This is a genomic window from Streptomyces lydicus (genome assembly GCF_001729485.1).
Taxonomy (GTDB): domain Bacteria; phylum Actinomycetota; class Actinomycetes; order Streptomycetales; family Streptomycetaceae; genus Streptomyces; species Streptomyces lydicus_D.
In genome coordinates this window covers 5,537,294-5,561,179 of record NZ_CP017157.1, presented here as the reverse complement: position 1 = coordinate 5,561,179, position 23,886 = coordinate 5,537,294, and the positions used below count along the sequence as shown (strand labels likewise).

At 74.3% G+C, this 23,886-nt stretch carries 22 protein-coding genes; 11 read left to right on the top strand and 11 right to left on the bottom strand.

Annotation, left to right across the window (positions count from 1 at the left end):
• The first annotated feature begins 24 nt into the window (after positions 1-24).
• A complete protein-coding gene (locus SL103_RS24210) occupies positions 25-456 on the top strand; it encodes a TetR-like C-terminal domain-containing protein (protein WP_244304023.1) in 432 nt (143 codons plus the stop codon).
• Between the two features lie 86 nt (positions 457-542).
• The gene (locus SL103_RS24205) at positions 543-1,466 is read left to right on the top strand and encodes an NADP-dependent oxidoreductase (protein ID WP_069571051.1); all 924 of its coding nucleotides are present in this window, start codon (positions 543-545) and stop codon (positions 1,464-1,466) included.
• Between the two features lie 31 nt (positions 1,467-1,497).
• On the opposite strand, the gene SL103_RS24200 is transcribed toward SL103_RS24205, so the two are convergent.
• The 4 genes from SL103_RS24200 to SL103_RS24185 form a co-directional block, all read right to left on the bottom strand.
• Positions 1,498-1,851 carry a VOC family protein gene (locus SL103_RS24200; protein ID WP_069571050.1) on the bottom strand — a complete coding sequence of 118 codons (354 nt, stop codon included), beginning with the start codon at positions 1,849-1,851 and terminating at the stop codon, positions 1,498-1,500.
• A 37-nt stretch (positions 1,852-1,888) separates the two neighbouring features.
• On the bottom strand, positions 1,889-3,067 hold the full coding sequence (locus SL103_RS24195; RefSeq protein WP_069571049.1) for a CapA family protein: 1,179 nt from the start codon (positions 3,065-3,067) through the stop codon (positions 1,889-1,891).
• Positions 3,068-3,180: 113 nt separating this feature from the next.
• Positions 3,181-3,996: a class I SAM-dependent methyltransferase gene (locus tag SL103_RS24190; RefSeq protein ID WP_069571048.1), complete on the bottom strand. Its 816-nt coding sequence runs from the start codon at positions 3,994-3,996 to the stop codon at positions 3,181-3,183.
• Positions 3,997-4,097: 101 nt separating this feature from the next.
• Positions 4,098-5,576, bottom strand: a complete 1,479-nt coding sequence (locus SL103_RS24185; RefSeq protein ID WP_069571047.1) for a bifunctional phosphatase PAP2/diacylglycerol kinase family protein — start codon at positions 5,574-5,576, stop codon at positions 4,098-4,100.
• Positions 5,577-5,622: 46 nt separating this feature from the next.
• Here SL103_RS24185 and SL103_RS24180 point away from each other — a divergent pair, with 46 nt between their 5' ends.
• The 3 genes from SL103_RS24180 (at position 5,623) to SL103_RS24170 (ending at position 8,569) form a co-directional block, all read left to right on the top strand.
• Positions 5,623-6,069, top strand: coding sequence for a GNAT family N-acetyltransferase (locus SL103_RS24180; RefSeq protein ID WP_079146288.1), 447 nt, complete (start codon positions 5,623-5,625; stop codon positions 6,067-6,069).
• 115 nt (positions 6,070-6,184) lie between these two features.
• A complete protein-coding gene (locus SL103_RS24175) occupies positions 6,185-7,387 on the top strand; it encodes an aminotransferase class I/II-fold pyridoxal phosphate-dependent enzyme (protein ID WP_069571045.1) in 1,203 nt (400 codons plus the stop codon).
• 72 nt (positions 7,388-7,459) lie between these two features.
• Positions 7,460-8,569 (top strand): MBL fold metallo-hydrolase, encoded by a 1,110-nt coding sequence (locus tag SL103_RS24170; protein ID WP_069571044.1) that lies wholly within the window; start codon positions 7,460-7,462, stop codon positions 8,567-8,569.
• Positions 8,570-8,621: 52 nt separating this feature from the next.
• Here SL103_RS24170 and SL103_RS24165 read toward each other — a convergent pair whose 3' ends face one another.
• Both SL103_RS24165 and SL103_RS24160 read right to left on the bottom strand, forming a co-directional pair.
• Positions 8,622-9,263, bottom strand: coding sequence for a DedA family protein (locus tag SL103_RS24165; protein ID WP_069574065.1), 642 nt, complete (start codon positions 9,261-9,263; stop codon positions 8,622-8,624).
• 38 nt (positions 9,264-9,301) lie between these two features.
• Entirely contained in the window at positions 9,302-10,078 is a 777-nt protein-coding gene (locus SL103_RS24160; RefSeq protein WP_069574064.1) for an MBL fold metallo-hydrolase, read from the bottom strand.
• Positions 10,079-10,237: 159 nt separating this feature from the next.
• Between SL103_RS24160 and SL103_RS24155 the strand changes: the two genes are divergently transcribed.
• Both SL103_RS24155 and SL103_RS24150 read left to right on the top strand, forming a co-directional pair.
• Positions 10,238-12,322 carry a phage holin family protein gene (locus tag SL103_RS24155; protein WP_069571043.1) on the top strand — a complete coding sequence of 695 codons (2,085 nt, stop codon included), beginning with the start codon at positions 10,238-10,240 and terminating at the stop codon, positions 12,320-12,322.
• A gap of 320 nt (positions 12,323-12,642) precedes the next feature.
• The gene (locus SL103_RS24150; RefSeq protein ID WP_244304191.1) at positions 12,643-14,031 is read left to right on the top strand and encodes an amino acid permease; all 1,389 of its coding nucleotides are present in this window, start codon (positions 12,643-12,645) and stop codon (positions 14,029-14,031) included.
• Positions 14,032-14,089: 58 nt separating this feature from the next.
• Here the strand turns inward: SL103_RS24150 and SL103_RS24145 are convergent, their stop codons facing one another.
• The 3 genes from SL103_RS24145 to SL103_RS24135 form a co-directional block, all read right to left on the bottom strand.
• The gene (locus SL103_RS24145; RefSeq protein WP_069571042.1) at positions 14,090-14,839 is read right to left on the bottom strand and encodes a hypothetical protein; all 750 of its coding nucleotides are present in this window, start codon (positions 14,837-14,839) and stop codon (positions 14,090-14,092) included.
• 132 nt (positions 14,840-14,971) lie between these two features.
• On the bottom strand, positions 14,972-15,433 hold the full coding sequence (locus SL103_RS24140; RefSeq protein WP_069571041.1) for an SseB family protein: 462 nt from the start codon (positions 15,431-15,433) through the stop codon (positions 14,972-14,974).
• 225 nt (positions 15,434-15,658) lie between these two features.
• On the bottom strand, positions 15,659-17,098 hold the full coding sequence (locus tag SL103_RS24135) for an MBL fold metallo-hydrolase RNA specificity domain-containing protein (RefSeq protein WP_244304022.1): 1,440 nt from the start codon (positions 17,096-17,098) through the stop codon (positions 15,659-15,661).
• Between the two features lie 213 nt (positions 17,099-17,311).
• Between SL103_RS24135 and SL103_RS24130 the strand changes: the two genes are divergently transcribed.
• From SL103_RS24130 to SL103_RS24120, 3 genes are all read left to right on the top strand, one after another.
• Complete coding sequence (locus SL103_RS24130) at positions 17,312-18,799, top strand: AAA family ATPase (RefSeq protein WP_069571039.1); 1,488 nt, start codon at positions 17,312-17,314, stop codon at positions 18,797-18,799.
• Positions 18,800-19,016: 217 nt separating this feature from the next.
• A complete protein-coding gene (ftsH, locus tag SL103_RS24125; RefSeq protein WP_079145945.1) occupies positions 19,017-20,939 on the top strand; it encodes an ATP-dependent zinc metalloprotease FtsH in 1,923 nt (640 codons plus the stop codon).
• 201 nt (positions 20,940-21,140) lie between these two features.
• Positions 21,141-21,521, top strand: coding sequence for a nuclear transport factor 2 family protein (locus tag SL103_RS24120; RefSeq protein WP_069571037.1), 381 nt, complete (start codon positions 21,141-21,143; stop codon positions 21,519-21,521).
• 68 nt (positions 21,522-21,589) lie between these two features.
• Here the strand turns inward: SL103_RS24120 and SL103_RS24115 are convergent, their stop codons facing one another.
• A complete protein-coding gene (locus SL103_RS24115) occupies positions 21,590-22,405 on the bottom strand; it encodes a helix-turn-helix domain-containing protein (protein WP_069571036.1) in 816 nt (271 codons plus the stop codon).
• Positions 22,406-22,557: 152 nt separating this feature from the next.
• On the opposite strand from SL103_RS24115, the gene SL103_RS24110 reads away from it, so the two are divergent.
• Entirely contained in the window at positions 22,558-22,869 is a 312-nt protein-coding gene (locus SL103_RS24110) for a 4a-hydroxytetrahydrobiopterin dehydratase (RefSeq protein WP_069571035.1), read from the top strand.
• Positions 22,870-22,920: 51 nt separating this feature from the next.
• On the opposite strand, the gene SL103_RS24105 is transcribed toward SL103_RS24110, so the two are convergent.
• The gene (locus SL103_RS24105; protein WP_069571034.1) at positions 22,921-23,865 is read right to left on the bottom strand and encodes a YihY/virulence factor BrkB family protein; all 945 of its coding nucleotides are present in this window, start codon (positions 23,863-23,865) and stop codon (positions 22,921-22,923) included.
• Between the last annotated feature and the right edge of the window lie 21 nt (positions 23,866-23,886).

Genomic DNA, 23,886 nt, shown 5'->3' with positions numbered 1-23,886 from the left:
CCGGGCGGGCGTCAGCCCAGGGGCTTGTCCAGTACCGCCTTGGTGCGGCTGAAGGTGTCGAGCCCGGACACCGGCAGCCTCGAAGGCGACCTGGCCGTGCTGCTGCGCGACAAGGCCGGCACGCTCCAGGGCCCCGGCGGCCGGCTGCTGCACGTCCTCATCGGCGAGGCCGCGCACAACGAGGCGCTGGCCCGGGTCCTGGACACCGCGATCATCCAGCCGGTCCGCGACCGGGCCGCCGCGGTGGTGCGCCGCGCGGTCGACCGGGGCGACATCCCCCCGCTCAAGGACTCCCACGTGCTCGCCGACCTGGTCGTGGGCTCGATGGTCAGCAAGCTCTTCCTGACCCCCGACGCGGCGCACGCGGGCACGGCCGGCGACTCCTCCTCCGGTGAGGCGGCGATCCGCGAACTGCTGCCGTTCCTGCTGCGCGCCCTGGGCGCGCAGCCCGGCTGACCGGGCCGGCGCGGGCCGATTGTGCCGATCCGGTGACCTTCTCCCCGGGCCGGAATGATCCCGGTCCGGCATGCGTTGCGCCGATCATGAAGGCAATCAGTGCGAAGCAGTACGGCGACCCCGACGTCCTCGAGTACGGCGACCGGCCCGACCCCAAGGTGGCCCCGGACTCGGTCCTGATCCGGGTCAAGGCGGCCGGGGTCAACCCCGTCGACTGGAAGATCCTCGCGGGCTATCTGGACCCGATGGTGGACACGTACTTCCCGCTCGTCCCCGGATGGGACGTGGCCGGTGTGGTCGAGGCGCTCGGCGCGGACGTCCCCGAGTACGAGGTCGGTGACGAGGTCATCGGCTACGTCCGCAAGGACGGGATCCAGCACGGCACCTACGCCGAGCTGGTCGCCGCCCCGGTGCGGACCCTGGCCCGCAAGCCCGCCGCGCTCGACTGGCAGCAGGCCGCCGGGCTGCCGCTCGCCGGGCTGACCGCCTATCAGGCGATCCGCCGGGTGGGCACCGCGGCGGGCGAGACGGCCCTGGTGCACGCCGCGGCCGGCGGAGTCGGCTCGCTCGCCGTCCAGATCCTGGTGGCGCAGGGCGTCCGCGTCATCGGCACCGCCAGTGAACGCAACCACGACTTCCTGCGCTCCCTGGGCGCCGAGCCGGTCACCTACGGCGAGGGCCTCGCCGACCGGGTGCGCGCGCTGGCCCCCGAAGGCGTCGACGTGGCGCTGGACTTCGTCGGCGGTGGCGTCGTCGACGTGTCACAGGAACTGCTCAAGGACCGCAGCCGGGTCGCCTCCATCGCCGACGGCGAGGTCACAAAGAAGGGCGGCCACCTGGTCTGGGTGCGTCCGGACAGCGCCGGTCTGACCGCGCTCGGCGAACTCGCGGACGCCGGAAAGCTGACGGTGCACGTCGACGCGGTCTTCCTGCTGTCCGAGGCCGCCGAGGCGTTCCGTCGCAGCCAGGAGGGCCGGACCCGCGGCAAGATCGTGCTGGAGGTGTCCTGAGCACCGGCCCGTGACGAGGGGCGGGGGCTGCTCAGCCCTCCGCCCGGCGGTCGACGTACTCGAAGATCGAACCGTCCGGGTGGCGGGCCACCAGGTTGCGGCCGATGGGCGTCGGCAGCGGACCGGCGATGATGTCCGCGCCGACGGCCTTCAGGTCGGCCACCGCCTCGTCGACGTCCTGCACGGCGAGCGTGGCGGTGATCTTCCGCAGCACCGAGAGCTCCGCCTCGGGACCGCTCATCAGGAAGAAGCACCCGACGGCCGCGACCGCCACCCCGCCGCGCTGGAAACGGATCGCCTCGGCGCCGGTCAGCCGTTCATAGACGTCGATCGCGGCATTGAGATCACCGACGCACACCCGCAATGAGGTCCCGAGAATGTCCATGCGGGCAACCCTAGTTGGGCCGCCCGCCGGTACGCGATCACTTGGCCATGATCAGCCCGGACCGATCCGCGCCGCGGGCCAGGACGGCGGCCCGGATGGCGTCGCGGGCCCTGGCGTAGTCGCCGCGGCCGGGCTGCGCCGCGAGCGCCGCGTTGAGGTCGACGATCCGGAACCGGTCGTTGACGTCGGTGAGTTGGGGGATGAACTCCGCCTTGCGGACCGTCCAGCGCTGCCCCGGCCGGGCCGGCGCGGCGAAGGTGAAGCGGGCCATCGAGCTCAGGTTGCCGCGGCCGTCCGGCTGGTCGCTGTGGTTGAACATGTGGCCCGCGAGCTGATCGCCCATGCCGTAGACGACCCAGGTGCCGTTGACCTTCTCGTACGCCTGCGGGATGTGCGCGTGGGTGCCCAGAATGAGGTCGACGTCCGGCCGGCCACCGGTCCGCGAGGCGGTCAACGCCCGTGCCAGGGTGCGCTGTTGCTCATCGATCGGCTGCTGCCACTCGGTGCCCCAGTGGATGCTGACGACGACCACGTCCGCCCCCGCCCTGCGGGCCGCCCGGGCATCCTCGATGATCTTCTTCTGGTTGATCAGGTTGACCGTCCAGGGCGCCTTGTCGGGCAGCGGGATGCCGTTGGTCCCGTACGTGTACGAGAGCTGGGCGACCTTCGCGCCGCCGGCCGGGAGGAGATCGGGCCGGGCGGCCTCGGCGGCGGAGCGGGCCGAGCCGGTGTGCCGCAGACCGACCGCGTCCATCGCGTCGAGGGTGCGGCGCACACCGTCGGCGCCGTCGTCCAGGGTGTGGTTGGAGGCGGTGGAGCAGGAGTCGTAGCCCGCGTCCTTGAGGGCGGCGGCGACCTGGGGCGGGGACTTGAAGGCGGGGTAGCCGGTGAACGGCCCGCTGTCCTTGGCGTAGATCGTCTCCATGTGGCAGATCGCCAGGTCGGCGGCGGAGACCACCGGTTTCACCCCGGCGAACATCGCGTGGAAGTCATGGCCGTCGCCGTGCGCGTCGCTGCCGGACTGCTTGATTATCTCGCCGTGCGGCAGCACGTCGCCGGTGGCCAGGAGGGTGAAGCCGGGCGCGGTGGACGCCTGGGCGGCGCCCGGCCGGGCGGGCGGGGAGGGGTGGTCGGGGGCGGCGGTCGGCTGGGTACCGCAGCCCGCCGCCAGGGCTGCGGTCAGCGCGGCTATGGAGGCCAGTCGTTGTCGGGTCACGACTCATCCATACCGGCATAAATGGGATTTATCTGCTCGAAAGGGGGTGCGGCTGAGCCGTCAGGGGGACGGTGCGGAGCCGTCCGCGTCACGGCGGACGGCTCCGCACCCGGTCACACCCGGCAGAGGATCTCGCCGTGCAGCACCGCGAACCAACCGTCCTCCTCGGCGCCCCAGGCCCGCCAGGCCCGGGAGACCCGGTCCAGCTCCTCCGGTGTGGCGTGCCCGCCGTCGACCGCGATCCGTGCGTACGAGGAACTGACCGTGCGGTCCGCCCACAGCTCGCTCCACCAGGACCGCTCGGCCGGGGTCCGGTAGCACCAGGTGCCGGCGGTGGCGGTGACCGCCTCCGGCGCGAAACCGGCCTGCCGGGCCCAGGCGTGCAGCCGGCGTCCGGCGTCCGGCTCGCCCCCGTTGGCGCGGGCCACCCGCAGATACAGCCGCTGCCAGTCGGTCATGCCCGCCACCTCCGGGTACCAGGTCATCGCCGAGTAGTCCGAATCGCGGACGGCGACGATCCCGCCCGGTTTGGTGACCCGGCGCATCTCGCGCAGCGCCTGGACGGGATCGCCCACGTGCTGGAGCACCTGATGGGCGTGCACGACGCAGAAGGTGTCGTCGGGGTAGTCCAGCGCGTGCACGTCGCCGACCGCGAATCCGACGTTGTCCAGCCCGCGCGCGGCGGCGGTGGCGCGCGCCTGCGCCAGCACCTCCGGCGCGTACTCCAGGCCGGTGACCTGCCCCTCCGGGACCAGCGCCGCCAGATCGGCGGTGATGGTGCCCGGCCCGCAGCCGATGTCCAGGATCCGCATGTGCGGCTTCAGCGAACCGAGCAGGTAACCGGCCGAGTTGGCGGCGGTGCGCCAGGTGTGGGAGCGCAGTACGGACTCGTGGTGGCCGTGGGTGTAGACGGCGGTCTCCTGCGGCATGGTCCGACTCCTTCGCAACGCTTCGGCGGGGAGTTCCCACCGTACGCCGTGGTCTCGCATCATGAGAGTGGTGTCTCATGATGTGATCAGGCGCTGCTCCGCTACTCGGGCAGCAGGCGATAGACCGTCAGCGCCTCCAGGTCCTTCTCCAACGTCAACTCGCCGGTGGTGCTGGCCACTTCACCGTCGAACGCGACCGACGCACCGTCCGGGAGCCCGCCGATCCGCAGCCGCCGCAGCCGGGCCTCGCCGAGCACCGGCGAGCTGCGCGGCGTCCCCATCAGGGCCGCGGCGAGCAGCCGGGTCCGGGCCAGCCGGCCACCGTGCACCACCCGCACGTCGAGCACCCCGTCCGCCAGGTCGTGCCGGCGCACCGGCGCGAACCCCAGCCCCCGGTACTGGCAGTTGCCGACGAACAGCAGCCACACCTCCCGCCGCCGGCCGTTGATCTCCACGCTCAGCGGCTCGGCGCTGCGCAGCACCTCCCACGCCGCGAGCACCCCGGCCGGCCAGGCGCCGATCCGGCCGGCCCACCGCTCCCGGATCCGCACCAGCTCCGGATACACCCCGATCGAGAAGGTGTTGAGGAAGTTCTGCCCCTGCCGGTGCGACCCGGTCCGGAAGCGCGCCAGGTCCACCGCGACCGCCTCACCGGTCTCCACGGCCCGCGCCGCCGCCGCGGCGGTCTCCACCCCCAGGTCGTAGGCGAAGTGGTTCAGCGTCCCGCCGGGCAGCACCGCCAGCGGCAGCCCGTACCGCGCCGCGACCCCCGCCGCGGCGTTGACCGTGCCGTCCCCGCCGAGCACGCCCAGCGCACCGCCCAGCTCCCGCGCCCGTTCCGCGGCCTCCTCCAGCACCTTCTCCAGCGGCTGCCCGTCCCCGCCGGACATCACCACCTCGGCCTCCGGCAGCACCCCGTGCACCTCGTCGCTCCGGTCCGGGCGGTTGCCGGTGCGCGCCCCCGAACCCTGGTTGGCCACCACCACCAGACCGCGCCCGCCGGGCAGCGCGGGCGCCTCGGCGCGCGGCCGGGCCGGCGGCGCCAGCTGGGCCCGGGTGGGCGCGAAACCCCGTACGGCGAACGCGGCACCCGCCCCCAGCATCGCCCCCGCCAGCACATCGCCCGGATAGTGCACGCCCGTGTAGACGCGGGAGAACGCCACCGACGCGGCGACCGGCGCCAGCGCCAGCCCCCACCACTTGTTCTCGAAGGCGACCCCGGTCGCGAACGCCACCGCCGAGGCTGCGTGCCCCGACGGGAAGGACGAGGTGAACGGCTGGTGGGACAGCTGCCGTATCACCGGCACGCTGTCCAGCAGGGGCCGGGTCCGTCTCACGGAGCGCTTGCCGAGGGTGTTCACCGTCGCCGAGGCGACGGCCAGCGAGGCCACCCCGCGCAGCGCCGCCCGCCGTGCCGGCCGCCCGCCCAGCGCCGCCGCGCCCGCCGCGATGCCCATCCACAGCAGTCCGTGATTGGCGCTCCGGGTCAGCCGGGGCAGCACCCGCTGCGCCCCCGGCCACTCCCGCCTGGCGATCAGGTCGAAGGCGCGCCGGTCGAGGTTGCTCAGTAGTGATCGCATGCGGCTCCTGTACCCCGAAGAGGCCGAAACGTGCTTGCATGCCCCGATGATCAGGAGACGACGGGACACCGACCTCGATGCCTGCGTGGCCGTACTCGCCCAGGTTCACACCCACAGCGGCTATCCGCACCACTGGCCGGACGACCCGCCGCGCTGGCTCACCCCCGAGGGGCTGAGCGCCGCCTGGGTCGCCGAGGTGGACGGCCGGATCGTCGGCCACGCGGCGCTGTGCGGGAGCGAGGTCAGCCGGCTGTTCGTCGCCCCCGCCGCCCGCGGTACCGGCCTCGGCCCGCGCCTGCTGCGGACCGTCGAGGAGGCGGCGGCGGCCCGCGGCCTGCGCCCCGTCCTGGAGGTGCAGTCGACCAACACCGACGCCATCGCCCTCTACGAGCGGCGCGGCTGGGTCCGCCGCCGCACCGAGCAGCAGGACTGGGGGAGGGGAGCGGTGGTGACGGTGCATCACTACGAAGCGGTGGCGCGCTCGGCCCATTAGGCCCCCGCTGACGTGTCGCCCCCGGGCGGCACCCCCGCGATCTGCAAAGGTGGTCGGGGCCGTCCCTCATCTGACGGGCCCACGATCGACCCGCCGTCGTGGAGTGGAGGTACGGATGCAGCGGACCGTCCCGGAGCCGCAGCCGGAGCCGCCACCGGGCCTGCCGGTCCTCCCGGACCTCGCCGCGCACCTGTCCGCGGCCGCCGGCCGCACCGACGCCGAGCCGCCGGGCGGCGCGGGCCCGCTGCGCACCGCCGCCTGCGGCTACTGGGAACGCCGCGGTCTGGACACCGCCCCCGGCCAGGTCCTGGCCGCGCCCGGGGCGGGAGCCCTGCTGCTCGCGCTGTACGCCGCGGCCGACGGCGGGGTGGTGCTGCCGCGGCCCTGCGCCGAGTGGTACGCGCCCCCCGCCCGGCTGCTCGGGCGGCCGGTGCACCTGGCGCCCGTACCCGCGGAGTCGGGCGGCATGCCCGATCCGTTCGCGCTGCTGGAGACCGTCCGCCGGGCCCGGATGCACGGCGACGCCCCGCGGGTGCTGGTGCTCTCCGTCGCCGACGACCCGACCGGCACCTGCCCGGCGCCCGAACAGCTGCACGAGGTGTGCGAGGCGGCGGCCGAGGAGGGGCTCTGGGTGCTCAGCGACGAGTCCCGCCGCGACCTGCTGCACGATCCGCACGACACCGTCGTGCTCAGCCCCGCCGAGATGCTGCCCGACGGGGTCGTGGTCCTCACCGACCTGCGGGCCACCCTCGTGCCCGCCGCCTGGCCCGCGGCCCTGGCCCGGTTCCCCGCCACCGGCCGGGGCGCCGAGCTGCGGGCCGCCGCGCTGGACGCGCTCACCGGCCTGGACGCCCCGCTGTCCGGCCCGCTGGGCTGCGCCGTCACCCACGCACTCGGCGAACCCGAGGAGGTACGCGCCCGCACCGCCGCCGTCGCCAGGCTCCACGGCACGCTCGCCGCCGCGCTGCACCGCACCGTCACCGACGCCGGCGCGGTCTGCCGCCCGCCCCGCTCGGGCGGCCACCTCTACGCCGACCTCGAACCGCTGCGCCGCCCCCTCGCCACCCAGGGGATCGTCGAATCCACCGCGCTGGAAAGGAAGTTGGCGCCCTGGGCGGCGCGCGGCGGCCACCGCTTCGGCGACGCGCCCGGCGCCCTGCGGGTCCGGCTGGGTGCCGAGGGCCTGCTCGGCACCGACCGGGAGCTGCGGCAACGCGCCCTGGACGCCCCCGACCCGCTGGAACTGCCGCACATCACCGAGGCGTTGACCGCCCTCGCGCGCGCACTGGCCGCCCTCACGGCCGCTGCGGACGGCTGAGCCGCCGGCCCGGGCGCCGTCCGCGCGCCACCCTCCACCCGCCCCGGTACCGCCCCCGAATGGAGCCCCTCGATGACCGAACAGACCGAGCGCTCCCTCGCCGAGCAGCCCGCCGACGCCGAGCGGCTCCCGTACGCCGAGTCCGCCCGCGCGCCGGCCTTGTCCACCACCGCCCCGCCGCTCGCCGTGCCCCGCCCCCTGGGCGAGACCCGCACCTGGCCACGGGACTTCACCGACCGGCTGACCGCGCCGCTGCCCGGAGTCCGCGCGCTCGCCCGGATCGCCCGCGAGGGCAAGCTCCGCCCGGCCCCCGGCACCCTCCTGGAGATCCAGCAACTGCCCTTCGAACCCGGCCCGATGCCGGCCGCCACCGCCACCACCCTCGCCCTCACCTGGGCCGGGCACGCGAGCTGGATCATCCGGATCGGCGGCCTGACCGTGCTCACCGACCCGGTGTGGTCCCGCAAGATCCTCGGTACCCCCGCCCGGGTCACCCCGGTGGGCGTGCGCTGGGAGGACCTGCCGCCGGTCGACGCCGTCCTGATCAGCCACAACCACTACGACCACCTCGACGTCCCCACCCTCAAGCGGCTGCCCCGGGACACCCCGCTGCTGCTCCCCGCCGGACTGGGCCGCTGGGCCCGCCGGCGCGGCTTCAGCCACGTCACCGACCTGGACTGGTGGGAGGCGGTCGAACTGCCCGCCCCCGGCGGCCCGGTACGCGTCGACTTCGTGCCCGCCCACCACTGGAGCAAGCGGACCCTGACCGACACCTGCCGCTCCCTGTGGGGCGGCTGGCTGCTCACCGCACCCGACGGGCGACGCGTCCACTTCGCAGGGGACACCGGCTACGGCCACTGGTTCGAGGAGATCGGCCGCCGCTACCCCGGCATCGACCTGGCGCTGCTGCCCATCGGCGCGTACGACCCGCGCTGGATGCTGCGCCCGGTGCACACCGACCCGGAGGAGGCGGTGCGGGCCTGCCAGGACCTCGGCGCCCGGGCCATGGTGCCGATGCACTGGTCGACGTTCCTGCTCTCGGGCGAGCCGCCGCTGGAGCCGCTGCGCCGGGTCCGCGCCGCCTGGGCCACCACCGGCCGGCCCCGCGAGGACCTCTGGGACCTGCCGGTCGGGGCGTCCCGGGTGCTGGCCGGGGCCGAGGAGGGCCTGGCCGCGACCTGAGCCGGCCCGGCCGGGAGCGGGGACGGTCGCGCACCGGGGCGTTCCGGGTGCCTCACCCGCCGTGCGCGCCGCCGCGCCCGGCCGGACCGAAGCGCCGCCACCCGGCAGGCGCCGCGCTGATCACCACCGCCAGCCCGACCGCCATCGCCACCCCCTGCCACGGCTCGCTGAACAGCGAACCGCTCAGCACCCCGATGAGCTGGTACGTCGCCGCCCAGGCCAGGCACGCCGGGATGTCACCGCGGACGAACCGCCGCAGCGGCATCGCCGAGAGCAGACACGCCAGCATGACCGGGATCCGCCCGGCCGGCACCAGCCGCGACAGCACCAGCACCAGCACGCCGTGCCGGTGCAGCTGGCGCCGCGCCGGCTCCAGCCGCTCGGGCGCGGCGCGGTCGCGCAGCCGCGACAGCCAGCGTGAGCCGTTACGGGAGTGACTGCCGCGCCGCCCGAGCCAGTACAGCCCCACATCACCCAGGAACGCCGCACACGACGACACCAGGAAGACGAACAGCAGGGAGTACGGCGCGGTGTGATGGAGCGCGACCACCGCGGCCGAGCTGACCAGCGCCCCGGTCGGCACCACCGGCACCAGCGAACCCAGCATCACCAGCAGGAACAGTGACGGATACCCCACCGCCTGCTGCGTCGACTCCGGCGGCACGCTCGCCCACACCCCGCCCGCCCGCGGCAGCGCGGCCGCGGCCACCAGGACTGCCGCCGTCCGCGCGCTCACCGCTCGACCTCCGGCCGCACCGACGCCCCGTGCTCCAGCCGGTGCACCGTCACCTCCGGTGCCATCAGGCCGACCTGGCGCTCGAACTCGACGCCCGGCGCATGGAATTCGTGCGGCCGTACGGCGTCCAGCCCGATCGGCCAGTACGTGCCGTAGTGCACCGGCACGACGCTGGACGGCGCCAGCCGCGCCGCCGCCTGCGCGGCCCGCCGCGCGTCCAGATGGCCGGGCCCGAGGAACGGCCCCCAGCCGCCCACCGGCAGCAGCGCCACATCGCACGGCCCGACCTCGTCCGTCAGCTCCTCGAACAGCGCGGTGTCACCCGCGAAGTACGTCCGCGCCGTGCCGTGCACGACATAGCCGAGCGCGGGCACCCGGCGCGGCCCGTACGGCAGCCGCCGCCCGTCGTGTGCCGCCCGCACCGCCCGCACCGTCACCGCTCCGGCCCGGCACTCCTCGCCCGCCCGCAGCTCGGTGACCCGCAGCTCCCGCGCCACCGCCACCCTGCGCAGCGCCGGCACCGCGGCCCGCGCCCCGCGCGGCACCACCAGCCGGGTCCCCGGCGCCAGCCGGGCCAGCGACGCGGGATGCAGATGGTCGGCGTGCAGATGCGAGACCAGCACGACATCGGCACGCGCGGCCTCCGGGGGCGGCAGCGGCCCCCGCCGGCGCCGCAGATGCCCCAGCCGGCGGACGAACAGCGGGTCGGTCAGCACCCGCACCCCGGAGTCCTCGACCGTCACAGTGGCATGTCCCCACCAGGTGACCTCCATCCTCCGATCCTCCCGCATCCGGCCGGTGAACCGGTCGCCGGCGGCGTGGCCGCCGCGCACACCGGGCGCGGTGCGCCCCTCGTCCGCGTTGTGACACGCTGGCGGCACGGGCCGCGCGGCCGGCGTGGACCGGATCCTGTGCGGGGACGGAGCGTGCGGATGCCGCGGTGGAAAGCGTTCGGCGGCGCCCTCTTCCGGGTGCTCGCGGTCTGGCTGATGTCCAGCCTCACCCTGCTGCTGCTCGCCGCGCTGCTGCCCGACTTCCGGCTGCAGTCGGGCAGCGGCGACAGCCTCACCCGTACCGCGCTCACCGCGGCCCTGGGCGCCGGCGCCTTCGGCCTGCTCGGCGCGGTGGTGTGGCCGGTCCTGGTACGGGCCCTGCTGCTGGTGCCGGCGCTCGTCCTCGGCCTGCTGGTCTTCTTCCTCAACGGCTCGCTGCTGCTGCTCGCCCTCGACCTGCTCCCGGCGGGCAGCGGCCGGGCCGCACCGCAGACCGCGGTGATCGTCGCGGCCGCGATGTCCGCGGCCTCCTCGGCCACCTCCGGCTTCCTCGCGGTCCGCAACGACGAGGCGTACCACCGCAGGCTGGTGCGGCTCGCCGGGCGCCGCCGCACCCGCCGCGCCCGGCCCCGCCCGGACACCCCGGGCACCGTCTTCCTCCAGCTCGACGGCCTGGGCCACGATCTGCTGCGCGAGGCCACCCGCGGCGACCGGCCGCTGATGCCGACCGTCGCCCGCTGGACCGGCACCAGCCACCGCCTCACCCCCTGGCGCACCGACTGGTCCAGCCAGACCGGCGCCAGCCAGCTCGCCCTGCTGCACGGCAGCAACGAGGACCTGCCCGCCTTCCGCTGGTACGAGAAGGACACCGGCCGGCTGGTCGTCAGCAACCGCCCCACCGGCGCCGCCGAACTCCAGCGCCGGGCCGTCGAGCGCACCGGCGACGGCGGGCTGCTCACGCAGGACGGCGCCAGCCGCGGCAACCTCTTCAGCGGCGGCGCCGACCAGGTCGCGCTCGTGATGTCGGTGGCCGCCCGGCGCGGCAGGCACAACCGCTCCCGGGCCGGCTACTTCGCGTACTTCTCCGACCCGGCCAACGCCACCCGCACCGCCGTCTCGTTCGTCGCCGAGGTCGTCCGGGAAGTCGTCCAGTCGCTGCGCACCCGCTGCCGCCGCGAGCTGCCGCGGGTCCGACGCGGCGGCCTGTACCCCGTCATCCGGGCCTTCGCCACCGTCGTCGAACGCGATGTGGTGGTCGCCGCCGTCATGGGCGACCTGCTCGCCGGCCGCACCGCCGTCTACGCCGATCTGGTCGCCTACGACGAAGTGGCCCACCACTCGGGGCCCGCGCACCGCGACACCCACCGGGTGCTGCGCAGCCTCGACCGGGCCGTCGCGCTGATCGCCAGGGCCGCCGCACACGCCCCGCGCCCGTACCGCATCGTGCTGCTCTCCGACCACGGCCAGAGCCACGGCCCGACCTTCCGCCGGCGCTACGGCCTGAGCCTGGGCGCCCTCGTACGCGCCGGATGCGGGCTCCCGGTGCGACGGCGGGCCGACCGGACACCGAGCGGCGCCGAGGCCCGGGAAGCCGCGCGCGCCGCGCTGCACCGCCCCGAGGAACCCGTGGGCGACGCCCCGGGCGCCGCCGGCCCGCCGGAGCGCGACGGCGACACCACCCACCCGCTCGTGCTGGCCTCCGGCAATCTCGGCCTGGTGTCGTTTCCCGACGTGCCGGGCCGGATCACCCGCGAGGAACTGGACCGCCGGCACCCGGCCCTGCTCGGCACCCTCACCGACCACCCCGGGATCGGGTTCGTGCTGGTCCGCTCGGCCGAGCACGGTCCCGTCGTGCTCGGTCCGGCCGGCGCCGAACACCGCCTCGACACCGGCCGCGTCCTCGGCAGCGACCCGCTGGCGCCGTTCGGGCCGGGCGCCGCCGCCGCGGTACGCCGCACCGCCCGCTTCCCGCACGCCGCCGACCTCATGATCAATTCCTCCTACGACCCGGCGACCGGCGCGGTGCACGCCTTCGAGGAGCAGATCGGCTCGCACGGCGGCCTGGGCGGCGCACAGAGCCACCCGTTCCTCCTCTGGCCGGCCGAGCTGACCCCGCCCTCACCGGACGGCGCGCCGCTGACCGGGGCCGAGGCCGTCCACCGGGTGCTGCGCCGCTGGCTCCGCGAGGCCGACGGCCCCCAACTCCCCCTGGAGGAAGCCACGAACGAACCGTCCGGACGCTAGGGGGTGTCGCGGCCCGTGCGACCGGCGGTTTCCGGCGGGCGCCGGCACCGGCCGTCGACGGTGTGCGCACCGCGCACCGCGGATCGGGGGATTGCGGCCGGAGGGCCTTCCGGCCGTAGATCCTTCGCCCGGGGACGCACCGGGCCGCAGTATTCCCGGCGATTTTGCAGCGTGCCCCCCGGCGGTGACCATGTGCTGTGGCCCGGCGACCTCGGGCACCCGGCACGACGAGAGACGCCCCACCCATGCACCGCAGCCCTGTCGCTCAGCACCCCGAGACCGGCACTGACCTGCACAACGAAGCCAAGCAGCCGTTCCGGATGAGTTTGCTGACCGCCACCTGCCTGGTGATGGGAAACATCATCGGCGGTGGCATCTTCCTGCTGCCGGCTTCCGTGGCACCCTTCGGCACCATCAGCCTCGTCGCCCTCGGCGTGCTGACCATCGGCGCCATCGCCCTCGCCCTGGTCTTCGGCCGGCTGGCCGAGCGCCACCCGCACACCGGCGGCCCCTACGTCTACGCGCGGGAGGCGTTCGGCGACTTCGCCGGCTTCCTCTCCGCCTGGTCGTACTGGACCATGACCTGGGTCAGCAACGCCGCGCTCGCGGTCGCCGTCGTCGGCTACGTGCACGTCCTGGTGCCCGGCCACGCCTCCCCGGGCACCGATCTCGTGGTCGCGCTCGTCGCCCTGTGGCTGCCGGCGCTCGCCAACCTCGCCGGCACCCGCTACGTGGGCGCCGTCCAACTGGTCTCCACCGTCCTCAAGTTCGTCCCGCTGCTGTTCATCGCCGTCATCGGGCTGTTCTTCTTCGACCCCCACAACCTCGGCTCGTTCCACGAGGGCAGCGGCAGCGCGCTCGGCGGGATGTCCGCGGCCGCCGCGATCCTCCTCTACTCCTACGTCGGCGTGGAGTCCGCCGCGATGAGCGCCGGCGAGGTCCGCGACCCGGAGCGGAACGTCGGCCGGGCCACCGTCCTGGGCACGCTCGGCGCCGCCGTGGTCTACCTGCTGGGCACCCTCGCCGTCTTCGGCACCGTCGCGCACGACAAGCTGGTCGCGTCCACCGCCCCGTTCTCGGACGCGGTGAACGCGATGTTCGGCGGCCACTGGGGCGGCACGCTGGTCGCCGGCGCGGCGGTCGTCTCGATCATCGGGGCCCTCAACGGCTGGACGCTGATGAGCGCCCAGTCCCCGTACGCCGCCGCGAAGGACGGCCTCTTCCCCGCGCCCTTCCTGATCAAGCGGCGCGGCGTCCCCACCTTCGGCGTGCTGGCCGCCGGCGTCCTCGCCAGCGCCCTGACCGTCATCAACTACTTCATCGGCACCGGCGGCGTCTTCAACATCCTGGTCCTGATCACCACCTTCTCCGCCACCGTGCCCTACCTCCTCGCCGCCGGCGCCCAGGTCTACTTCCTGCTCACCGGCCGCCGCGACAAGGTGCGCCCCGCCCGCTTCGCCCGGGACCTGGTCCTGGCCCTCACCGCCTTCGGCTTCACGTTCTGGCTCGTCGCCGGCGCCGGCTATGCCGCGATCTACCAGGGCGTGCTGTTCCTGTTCGCCGGCATCCTCGTCTACGCCTGGATGGCCGCCCGGCGCACCGGCCGCCTGCCGGAGGCCCCGGAGACGGAGCAGCCGCAGGTGGCGGGGCGGTCCCCGGAACCGGGACGGCTTCCGGCAGCGGCTCCGGCGGGCCGGGAAACCAGCTGAGCGGTCGCGTACGGCCCGAGCGGCCCGGTCCTGCCGGGGCGGGCCGTCCGGCCGTGCGTCACCGGCCGGCGGGCGCGGGGCTCGGCGCGGCCGGGTGAGCGGGCGGGAACGCGCAGCCCAGAAACACCCCGAAGGCACCCTGGTGCACCAGCAGGAACGCCAGTGCCCTGCCCGGCGACAGCACCAGGAACAGCGCACAGAGGTAGAGCGCGAGGTGCGCCAGCAGCAGCACGGCCTCCGTCCCCCAGCACGTCAGCGTGGGGGAGCGCAGCGCCCGGATGCCCGCCACCCGCAGCAGGCACCCCTCCAGCGCGCGCAGCGGGAAGGACGGTCGCCGCGGCGGTCGTCCGGCGGCGCCGGCCTGCCGCCGCGCCCACACCAGGAGGCCCGGCGACCCCGCCGCGGAGAACTCCTCCCGCGGGCGGTGGGCGTGCGGCCGGGGCCGCGTCTCCACCCACCAGCCGTACGACATCCCCACGCCGAGGTTGCCGCACAGCCGCCCGCCGATCCCGCTCGCCCGCCGCCCGCGGAACACCCGCCCGTGCGCCAGGTCACGGCTGACCAGCGCGATCTGCCCGTACACCGGCGCCCAGCCGCCGGCCAGCGCCAGCTGCCACCAGCTGTCCCCGAGGACGAAGAAGAGCACCCAGCCCCCGGCGAACGCCGCGCCCAGCAGCGGTATCCGCACCGCGTGGCAGCCGCGCCGCCGGCCCGGCACCCCCGCCACCGCCGCCCGCCGCGACAGCCCCGCGGCCGCACCGCCCGGCGCCGCTTCCGCAGCGGAGACCCCCGCACCACCCGTCGTCATACCCCGAGTCTTCGGATCCGCCCCGCCCGACGACAGCCGGTCCGCCCCCGGGGCGCCCGGGGGCTTCCCCGCACCCGGGGGTAGGGCTGGCCCCAGCCTCCCGGGGGAACGGCGGCCGACCCGGGCGGGCCCTCAGAGCAGGGGTGTGTCCCCGTCACCGCCGACCTGGTCCTGAGCCCCGAACCCGCCGCCGCTCCGGCTCAGCACGGGTAGCGCCCGCACCAGGTCAGCGGGCAGCGCGAGGCCCTCTTCGGCGGACGGGTCGACCGCCAGCCACAGGTCGTCCGCCGGCCAGTTCGCGGCCAGCTCGATGACCGGGATGCGCAGCGCGGTGGCAGGGTCCCCGCCGGCCGCCAACAGCGCCTCATCGGTCGTGAAGACGGGGATGTACCGATTGCCGTCCTGTTCGATCACCGGCAGGGCGATGGAGCCCTCGGGGCGCTCTTCCTCGCCCTCCGCCGGCGGGGTCTGCGGCAGCAGCGCCACACTGTTCGCGAGCTCGATCAGGGCCGCCTGGGTGTCCGCGGCGTCCGCCGACCCGGCGGCCGCCGCCCCGGTCGGAGGGGCGTTCTCGTCGGGGCTCGGGTTGCTCATGGCGTGTCCTCTCGTCGGTGTTTGCTCACCGGCCGCCCCTCGACACGGGTGGCGCGGGTTGCCGCAGTCACCGCCGGATGCCGCCCAGCGGCACGAAACCGGGGCAAGCGAGGCAATACCCCCAAGGCTATGCCGCCGGACGAGTCACGCAACGTCATCCCCGGGCGAGCGGCACCGGACCGGGGCGTTCGCCCGCCCGCGCACCCGCGGGGCGGGTGCGGCGCCTCATCGGACCAGGACCGCCTCGCCGGACCGGGGAACGACCGTCGTCCAGCCCAACTGCCGGTCGATGCGGTCGCGCAGCGCCGAGGCGGCGTCCGGCTCACCGTGCACCAGGTAGGTCGTCTGCGGTGCCGGCGCACCGCGCAGCCATTCCAGGAGCTGCCCGGCGTCGGCGTGTGCCGAGAAGTGCGGGACATCCGCCACCTCGGCGCGTACGGGCACGTACTCACCGAACATCTTCAGCGTGCGGGCGCCGTCGACCAGGTCCCGGGCCCGGGTGCCCTCGGCGGCGAAGCCGACGATCACGACGGCGTTGCGGGGGTCGGGGAGCAGCCGCCGCAGATGGTGCAGGACGCGTCCGCCGGTCGCCATGCCCGCCGACGAGACGATCACGGCGGGGCCCGGCGCGTGGTTGATGTCGATGGATTCCTGGACCGTGCGGGCGGCGAGGAAGGGTTCGGGGCTGAGGACGGAGGGACCGTGTGCGAGGGCTTCCGGGCGCAGCTCGCGTGACCGCGCCCGGATCGCGTCCAGATAGACGTTCAAGGTGGCCAGAGCCATGGGGCTGTCCACGTACACGGGCACCGACGGGGGCAGCGTCCCGTCGTCGCGCAGTCCGGCGAGCTCGTGCAGGACCACCTCGGTGCGGTCGAGCGCGAAGGCGGGAATGACCACGGTGCCGCCGCGGGCGAGCGTGCGGGTCAGTACGCCGGTGAATCGCGCCCGTCCCGCTTCGTCGTCGTGCCGGCGGTTGCCGTACGTCGATTCCATGAGCAGCACGTCCGCACCGGAGAACTGCTCGGCGGGGCGGAGCAGCGGGTGTCCGGGACGGCCGAGGTCGCCGCTGACGGCCAGCGTGTGCCCGTCCTCCAGGATGAGGTCGGCCCACGCCGATCCCAGGATGTGGCCGGCGCCGCGCAGCGTCAGGACGGTGCCGGCGATGATCTCGATCTCACTGTCGATCGGCACCGGATCGAAGTACCGCAACGTGTGGTCGACATCTGCGTCGTCGTACAGCGGCTCGGCGGGACGGTGCTTGGACCAGCCCCGCTCATTGGCGTGCTGTGCCTGCTCCATCTGGAGGCGCGCGCTGTCCCGCAGCACGATTTCCGCGAGCCGGGCCGTGTAGGAACTGGTCAGGACGGGGCCGCGGAAACCCTGGCGGACGAGCCGCGGCAGATAGCCGCAGTGGTCCAGGTGGGCGTGGGTCACCACGACGGCGTGGAGGTCCGCGGCGTCGCAGGGCAGCGGTCGCCAGTTGCGGCGTCGCAGATCGGCGGGGCCCTGGAAGAGCCCGCAGTCGATGAGGACCCGGGCGTGGTCGCTCTCGACCAGGAACTTGCTTCCGGTGACGGTGCCCACGCCGCCGAGGAAGGTCAGGAGCGCCGGTCTGGCCCGTCGGACGGAGGACTTCGTCGGGTGGTTCACCACTGTCTCTTCCACGGTGCCGCCTCCAGTCCCGAGAGTAAGCGCGGTCGATTCTGCCGGCACCCAGGAGCGCGACGAGGTCGTCCGCCGGTCGGGTGCGCTGCCGGGGCGGCCCGCGGGCGCCCGGCGGGTAGCCCGGACGGACCAGCAGGCAGGGCGCGGCCGGGGCGTCGGAGATCTACTGGAGGGGCCACGACGTCGTCGGTCGCCGAACGAGGGGAGCGGTCCGTGTCGCCATCGGATGCCGCTGCCCGTCCGGCGAAGCCCGACCGGATATTCGACCGGGAGGCGGAGTGGGCCGACCTGGTGTCCTTTGTGGGCGATCCGCGCCCCGGGGCCACCCTCGGCCTGGTCTCGGGGCAGCGGCGACAGGGCAAGACCCTTCTGCTGGAAGCCGTGGCCGGGGCCTCCGACGGCTTCTATTTCGACGGGCACGCCGCAGCGGAGGCGGAGACCCTGCACCGCCTCGCCGAGCGCTTCGGGGCGTACACCCGCGCGGCGCGTCCACCGCGCTGGCAGCGCTGGGAGGACGCCGTGGACGCGTTGCTGGCGCTGGGGGACCAGCGTCCGGCTGCCGTGATCATCGACAACTTCCCTGACCTGGTGGGCCCGAGCCCGACGCTGCCGTCCGTCATTCACGGCGCCTACCGCCGTCTGCGACAGGGGCGTCGGCACAACCGGGCCCGGCTGATCCTCAGCGGCGGCACGCCCTCCCTCATGCGCAGGCTCTTCTCCGGCCCGTCGTCCCTGCACCAGCTCGCCTCGCTGGAACTCCTGGTGCAGCCCTTCGACTTCCGCAAGGCGGCGGAGTTCTGGGGCATCCGGTCCCCACGTCTCGCCGTGCAGGTGCATGCCGTCGTGGGCGGCACTCCCGCCTATCGGGGCGACCTGGTGTGTGACGACGCCCCCACCGGCCCCCAGGACTTCGACGCGTGGGTGTGCAGAACGGTCCTCAACCCCCGCGTCCCCCTGTACTGGGAGGCGCGCACCCTGCTGGAGCAGGAGAATCACGCGGACCGGGCGCTGGCACACTCCGCGCTGGTCGCGATCGCGGCCGGCGGCTCCACACCCGGCGCGATCGCCGAACGCATCGGCGCCCAGCTGACCGACGTGTCCCACGTCCTGGCCGTGCTGCGGAACCGTGGGCTGTTGCACGCGGAGCCGGACGCGTTCCGGCCCGCACTGACGCGCTACCGCATCGCCGAGCCGCTGCTGGCCTTCGAGCACGCCGTTGCCTGGCCGCATCGCGCCGCGATGGAGCAGGAGGACGCCACCGACGTGTGGCGACGCGCCCGCGCCACGTTCGACTCCGCCGTGGCCGCGCCCCGCTTCGCCCAGCTCTGCCGGGACTGGGCCACCGCACACGCCGGCCCCGACACCTTCGGAGGGGAGCCCGAAACGGCCGTGCGCGGCGCCGTCTCCGGCCCCACGGGGCACCCCCGGCTCGATGTCGACGTGGCGGTGCGAGGGATCGTCGAGGGCCGGCCCGGCGTCCTGCTCTCGGTCGGCCTCACCCGCTGGAACGAGACGATGGACACCCCCCACCTGGAACGGCTGCGCCAGACGCTGTCCGCCCTCGGTGCCTCCGGCGTAGACGTCAGCGAGGCCGTGCCGGCGTGTTACAGCGGGCTCGGCTTCGGTCCGGAACTACGGGCCGCCGAGGCGAGGGGCGAGGTCCTCCTGATCGATGTCGACAGGCTGTACCACGGCGAGTGACCGCAGGCCACCCGGCCCGGTCCGCGCCGGCACCGTACGTCCCCCGGGAGCCCGGCACACGGCCGCGACGTGCGCGGGGCGCGGGACGTGCCGGCGCTTTCGTGCTGCCGGGCGCGGGAATAGCGTTGACCGTGGAGGAAAGGCGCCGCCGCGGCCCGCGCCGCCCGTCCTCGCGGAAACAGCCTCGTGGAGGGATGCCTGCACCGAGGAGCCAGCGATGATCACACGAGTCCGCCTGCCGGGCCGGCATCCGACGCGGTCGGCCAAACCGGGGCCACCACGAGAACCGCCCCAGCCCCCGACCTCGCCCCGGGCCCCCACCTGGCGGCCGTGGCTGCTCCCCATCGCCCTGGTGGTCATGTTCCTCGTCCTGCTGATGCGCTTGCAGTCCTCGTCGGGGACGTCGTTGTCGTACAGCCACTTCCTCGGCAAGGTGGACGCGGGCCAGGTCAAAACGGTCGACATCAACGAGAAGGGGTCCGTCGACGGAACCCTGAAGGACGGACGGAAGTTCACCACCCAGCTCCCCACCGCGCTGGACAACAGCAGCCTCGAACGACAGCTGCGGTCCGAGAAGGTGGACATCACCGCCTCCGCCAGCGGTGGCAGCGGGCTGGGGACGCTGCTGGCATTCCTCCTGCCGCTGGTGCTCCTGGGGGCGCTGTTCCTGTGGACCGGACGACAGGCGGCCCGTTCGCTGTCCGGGGGACTGAGCGGTATCGGACGGTCCCGGGCCAAGATCATCGAGACCGAGCGGCCGACCACCTGCTTCGCCGACGTGGCCGGGTACGAGGGCGTCAAACAGGAGATCAGCGAGGTCGTCGACTTCCTGCGGCACCCCGAGCGGTACGCGGTGGCCGGCGCCAAGGGGCCCCGCGGGGTGCTCATGGTCGGACCTCCGGGCACCGGCAAGACGTTGCTCGCCCGTGCCGTCGCCGGCGAGGCCGAGGTCCCGTTCCTGTCCGTGACCGGGTCGGCGTTCGTGGAGATGTTCGTCGGGGTCGGCGCCTCCCGGGTCCGCGACCTCTTCGCCGACGCACGCAAGCGTGCCCCGTCGATCGTCTTCATCGACGAGATCGACGCCGTCGGCAGTCGCCGAGGAGGGGCCCGCCTGGGAGGCAACGACGAGCGTGAGCAGACCCTCAACCAACTCCTGGCCGAGATGGACGGCTTCGACCAGGGCAGCGGCATCGTGGTGCTCGCCGCGACCAACCGGCCCGAGGCCCTCGACACCGCGCTCCTGAGACCCGGACGCTTCGACCGGCATGTGACCGTCCCGCTGCCCAACCAGGCCGAGCGGGCGGCGATCCTCACCGTCCACGCCCACGGCAAGACGCTCGCACCCGACGTCGACTGGGACGTCACCGCGCGGGCCACCCCCGGCTTCTCCGGCGCCGACCTCGCGAACCTCGTCAACGAGGCAGCCATCAACGCGGTCCGTGCGGGCGGCACCGTCATTTCCGCCCAGGACCTGGACACCGCCCGCGACCGGGTCCTGCTCGGCCGGCGGGAGACCTCCAACGCCCTGCTCCCGGAGGAACGCCACGCGGTCGCCGTGCACGAGGCCGGACATGCCCTCGTCGCGGCTCTGTGCGAGCACGCCGACCCGGTCGCGAAGGTGACCATCCTGCCCTCCGGGCCGGCCCTCGGCGCCACCGAGCAGCTCCCCGAGGCCGAACGCCACCTCTACAGCGAGGGCTATCTGAACGACCTGCTGACCGTCCGGCTCGGCGGCCGGGCCGCCGAACTCGTCGCCTTCGGCGAGGGCTCGACCGGCGCCGCCGACGACCTGGCCGGTGCCACCCAGATCGCCGGCCGCATGGTCCGCGATTTCGGCCTGTCCCCCGCCCTCGGCCCGGTCGGCTACGCCGAGGGCGCCCCGCGGCGCCTCGGCCAAGAGGTCCCCGAGGCGGCCCTGCAGCGGCCGTACTCCGAGCACACCCAGCGCGTGGTCGACGAGGAAACCGCCCGCCTCGTCCGGCAGGCCGAGAAACGTGCCGTGGCCCTGCTGCGCGCACACCGCACGGCACTGGAGGCCCTCGCGGAGCGACTGGTCACCCACGAAACCGTCGCCGGCTCCGTGGTCCTCGACGTCCTGCGCGCCGGCCGCGAGGAGGCCGGCACGGCCGAGCCGGCGTGACCCAAGGCTGCCGAGGCGACTGACAGGCCATCAGAAAGCATCCATGGGCGGCCACTCCGTCATTACCTGTGGCGTAATCGCACTCCGCGCCGTTGCCCGGCAGGCTGAGGGCAGCGGTTCACGGGGCGGCGCACTCCGCCCCGTGGGCCGGTCAGTGCCAGGCGTTTCGTTGACGGAGATGTGGAAGAGAAGGAGCGGGTCATGGGACAGGACGAGCGGTATGTGGCGGCGGTGGAGCGGTACTTCGCGGCGTGGAACGCGGGGACGGACGAGGCGATCGCGAAGGCCGTAGCGGTGGCGTTCGACGAGGGAGCCACCTACACCGACCCGCTGGTGGATGTCGCGGGGCACGAGGGGCTGGCGGCCGTGATCGCCGGTGCCCAGCAGCAGTTCCCCGGGTTCGCGTTCCGGCAGCTGGGGGACGTGGACGGGCACCACGACGTGGTGCGGTTCGGCTGGGAACTGGTCAGCGCGGCCGACGGGTCGGCGCCGGTCGCCGGGTTCGACGTGGCGCGGCTGGGCGAGGACGGGCGGATCCGGTCCGTGTCCGGGTTTCTCGACCGGGTGCCGGCCGCCGGATAGCCGGAGCGGCGGGCCTCTCCTGAGCCGGGAGAGGCCCGCCATCGGGCCCTGCGGGGCAACTCGGGCCGCTAGCGGAGCCGTTGCTGGAGGTAGGCGGCCGTTTCCGGGTCGGCGGGGAGGAAGGTCTCCAGGGCCAGTTCGGAGACGGTCACGTCCATGGGGGTGTTGAAGGTGGCGATGGTGGAGATGAAGGAGAGCACCGTGCCGCCGTGTTCGATCACCATGGGGAGGGCGAACGGGACATGCGCTGACCCGGTGGTCTGCTCGCCGCTGCCCGGCGGCAGCGGGTAGCCGCTCACCTCGTCGTAGAGCGCGCGCAGCGGCGCCGAGCGCATGAGGGCCAGTTGGCGGTCCATCTGCGCGAGGAGATGGGCGCGCCACTCCGGGTAGTTGCGGATGCGGGGCGCGAGCCCGCCCGGGTGCATGGTGATCCGCATGGCGTTCAGCGGGGGCCGCAGCAGGGCCGGGTCGATGCCCTCCAGCAGCATGGTGATGCCGCGGTTCGCCGCCTGTACGTGGTACATGCCGTCCACGACGAGCGCGGGGAACGGCTCGTAGCCGGTCAGCAGCCGTTCCATGCCGGAGCGCAGGGCGTCCATCGCGGGGTCGTCCAGGGGTGTCTCGGGGAAGGTGGGGGCGTAGCCCGCCGCGATCAGCAGGGCGTTGCGCTCCCGTACGGGGACGTCGAGGTGCTCGGCGAGCCGCAGCACCATCTCCTGGCTGGGGCGGGAGCGCCCGGTCTCGATGAAGCTGATGTGGCGGGACGAGGAGTCGGCGCGCAGCGCCAGTTCCAGCTGGCTGATGCGGCGCCGGTCGCGCCACTCACGCAACAGGGCCCCCACACCCGTGGTCGTCACCGGCTCGGACACGGCAGCGGTCGTCATGGCAGTGACGTTAACCGATGCGCGCCGCGACGTACGATCGAGATGTGGGGTCGCGGCACGCCGAGCGGATACCCGGGACCGGGACGGGTCACGGCACCGGGCAGGCGCCTCCGGGGCTCACCGGTCCACGGCACAGGCGAGAGGTGGAGGCCATGAACGCTCAGGTGGAACCGCTCGACGAGAAGGAGATCGCGGAACGGCTCGCGGAGTTGCCCGGCTGGGCCGCCGAGGAAGGGATGCTGCGGCGCACCTACGCCTTCCACGGGCATCTGCCGGCGGCCGTGATGGTGGTGCACATCGCCCGTATCCAGGAGGAGTTGAACCACCACGCCGATCTGAGCCTGGGGTACAACCGGCTCGGCGTCGCGGTGAACACCCACAGCATCGGCGGCCGGATCACGCATCTCGACTTCGCCCTGGCCCGCCGGATCGAGGAGATCGCCCCGGCCCACGGCGCCCGCTGAGGCGCCGTCGCCGCACGGCGCCGGGGCCCCGCGGCCGGCGGGTACCCGCTCTCAGTCGCCGGAGCGCGGCTTGACCACCCGGCCGGCGCGCGCCAGCTCGACGTTGAACATGGCGCCGGACAGCAGCGACAGATGCGAGAACCACAGCCAGATCAGGAACACCACGGATCCCGCGAGCGAGCCGTAGAGCCGGTTGAAGGTCCCCACGTACGAGGCGTAGAGGGCGAACCCGGCGGACGACACCAGCCACAGCAGGACGGCGACCACCCCGCCGGGGGCGGCCCGTCGCACGCCGCGTGAGCTGGGCGGACCGGAGCGGAACAGCACCATGGCGAGGACCGTGGCCAGGACGAGCAGCAGCGGCCACTTCAGCAGGTTCCAGGTCGCCTCGCCCGCATCGCCGAGACCGACCACCCGCCCCGCCCAGGCCGCGATCGGACCGCTCACCAGCAGCGCCACCGCACTGCTGATCAGCAGCGCCATCAGCAGCAACGCGGTCACCAGGATGCGCGGCGCCTTCCGCCACGGCGGCCGGTCGTCCTTCGTACGGTGCATCGCGTGCAGCGCCCGGCGGAACACCGCCAGGTAGCTGCACGACGACCACAGCGCGCTGACCAGGGCACCGCCCACCACCACCCAGGCGGCGGTGCGCTGCTGCGCCATGCTCACCAGCGCCCGGTGCACGGTCGGCCCCGACTCGGCGGGCGCGATCGAGCTGATCTGGTTGATCAGTTCCTCGGTGGCCGACGGGTCGGCGAGGCCGATGAGCGAGACCGTGACGATCAGCGACGGCAGCAGCGCCAGCACCGAGTAGTACGTCAGGCTGGCGGCCCAGTCCGTCACATCGTCGTGCCACACGGACAGCGGCGTACGGCGCAGCGCGGTGCGGCACTGGGCCCAGGTGGGCCGGCCGGGCGGTTTCCGCGGTCCCGCCGCGCCGAGCGCGCGGTCCAGCAGCGTCCGGTCCATCCCACGACGCATACCGCTGTCGCCCATGTCCTGTCCGTCCTCTCCCTG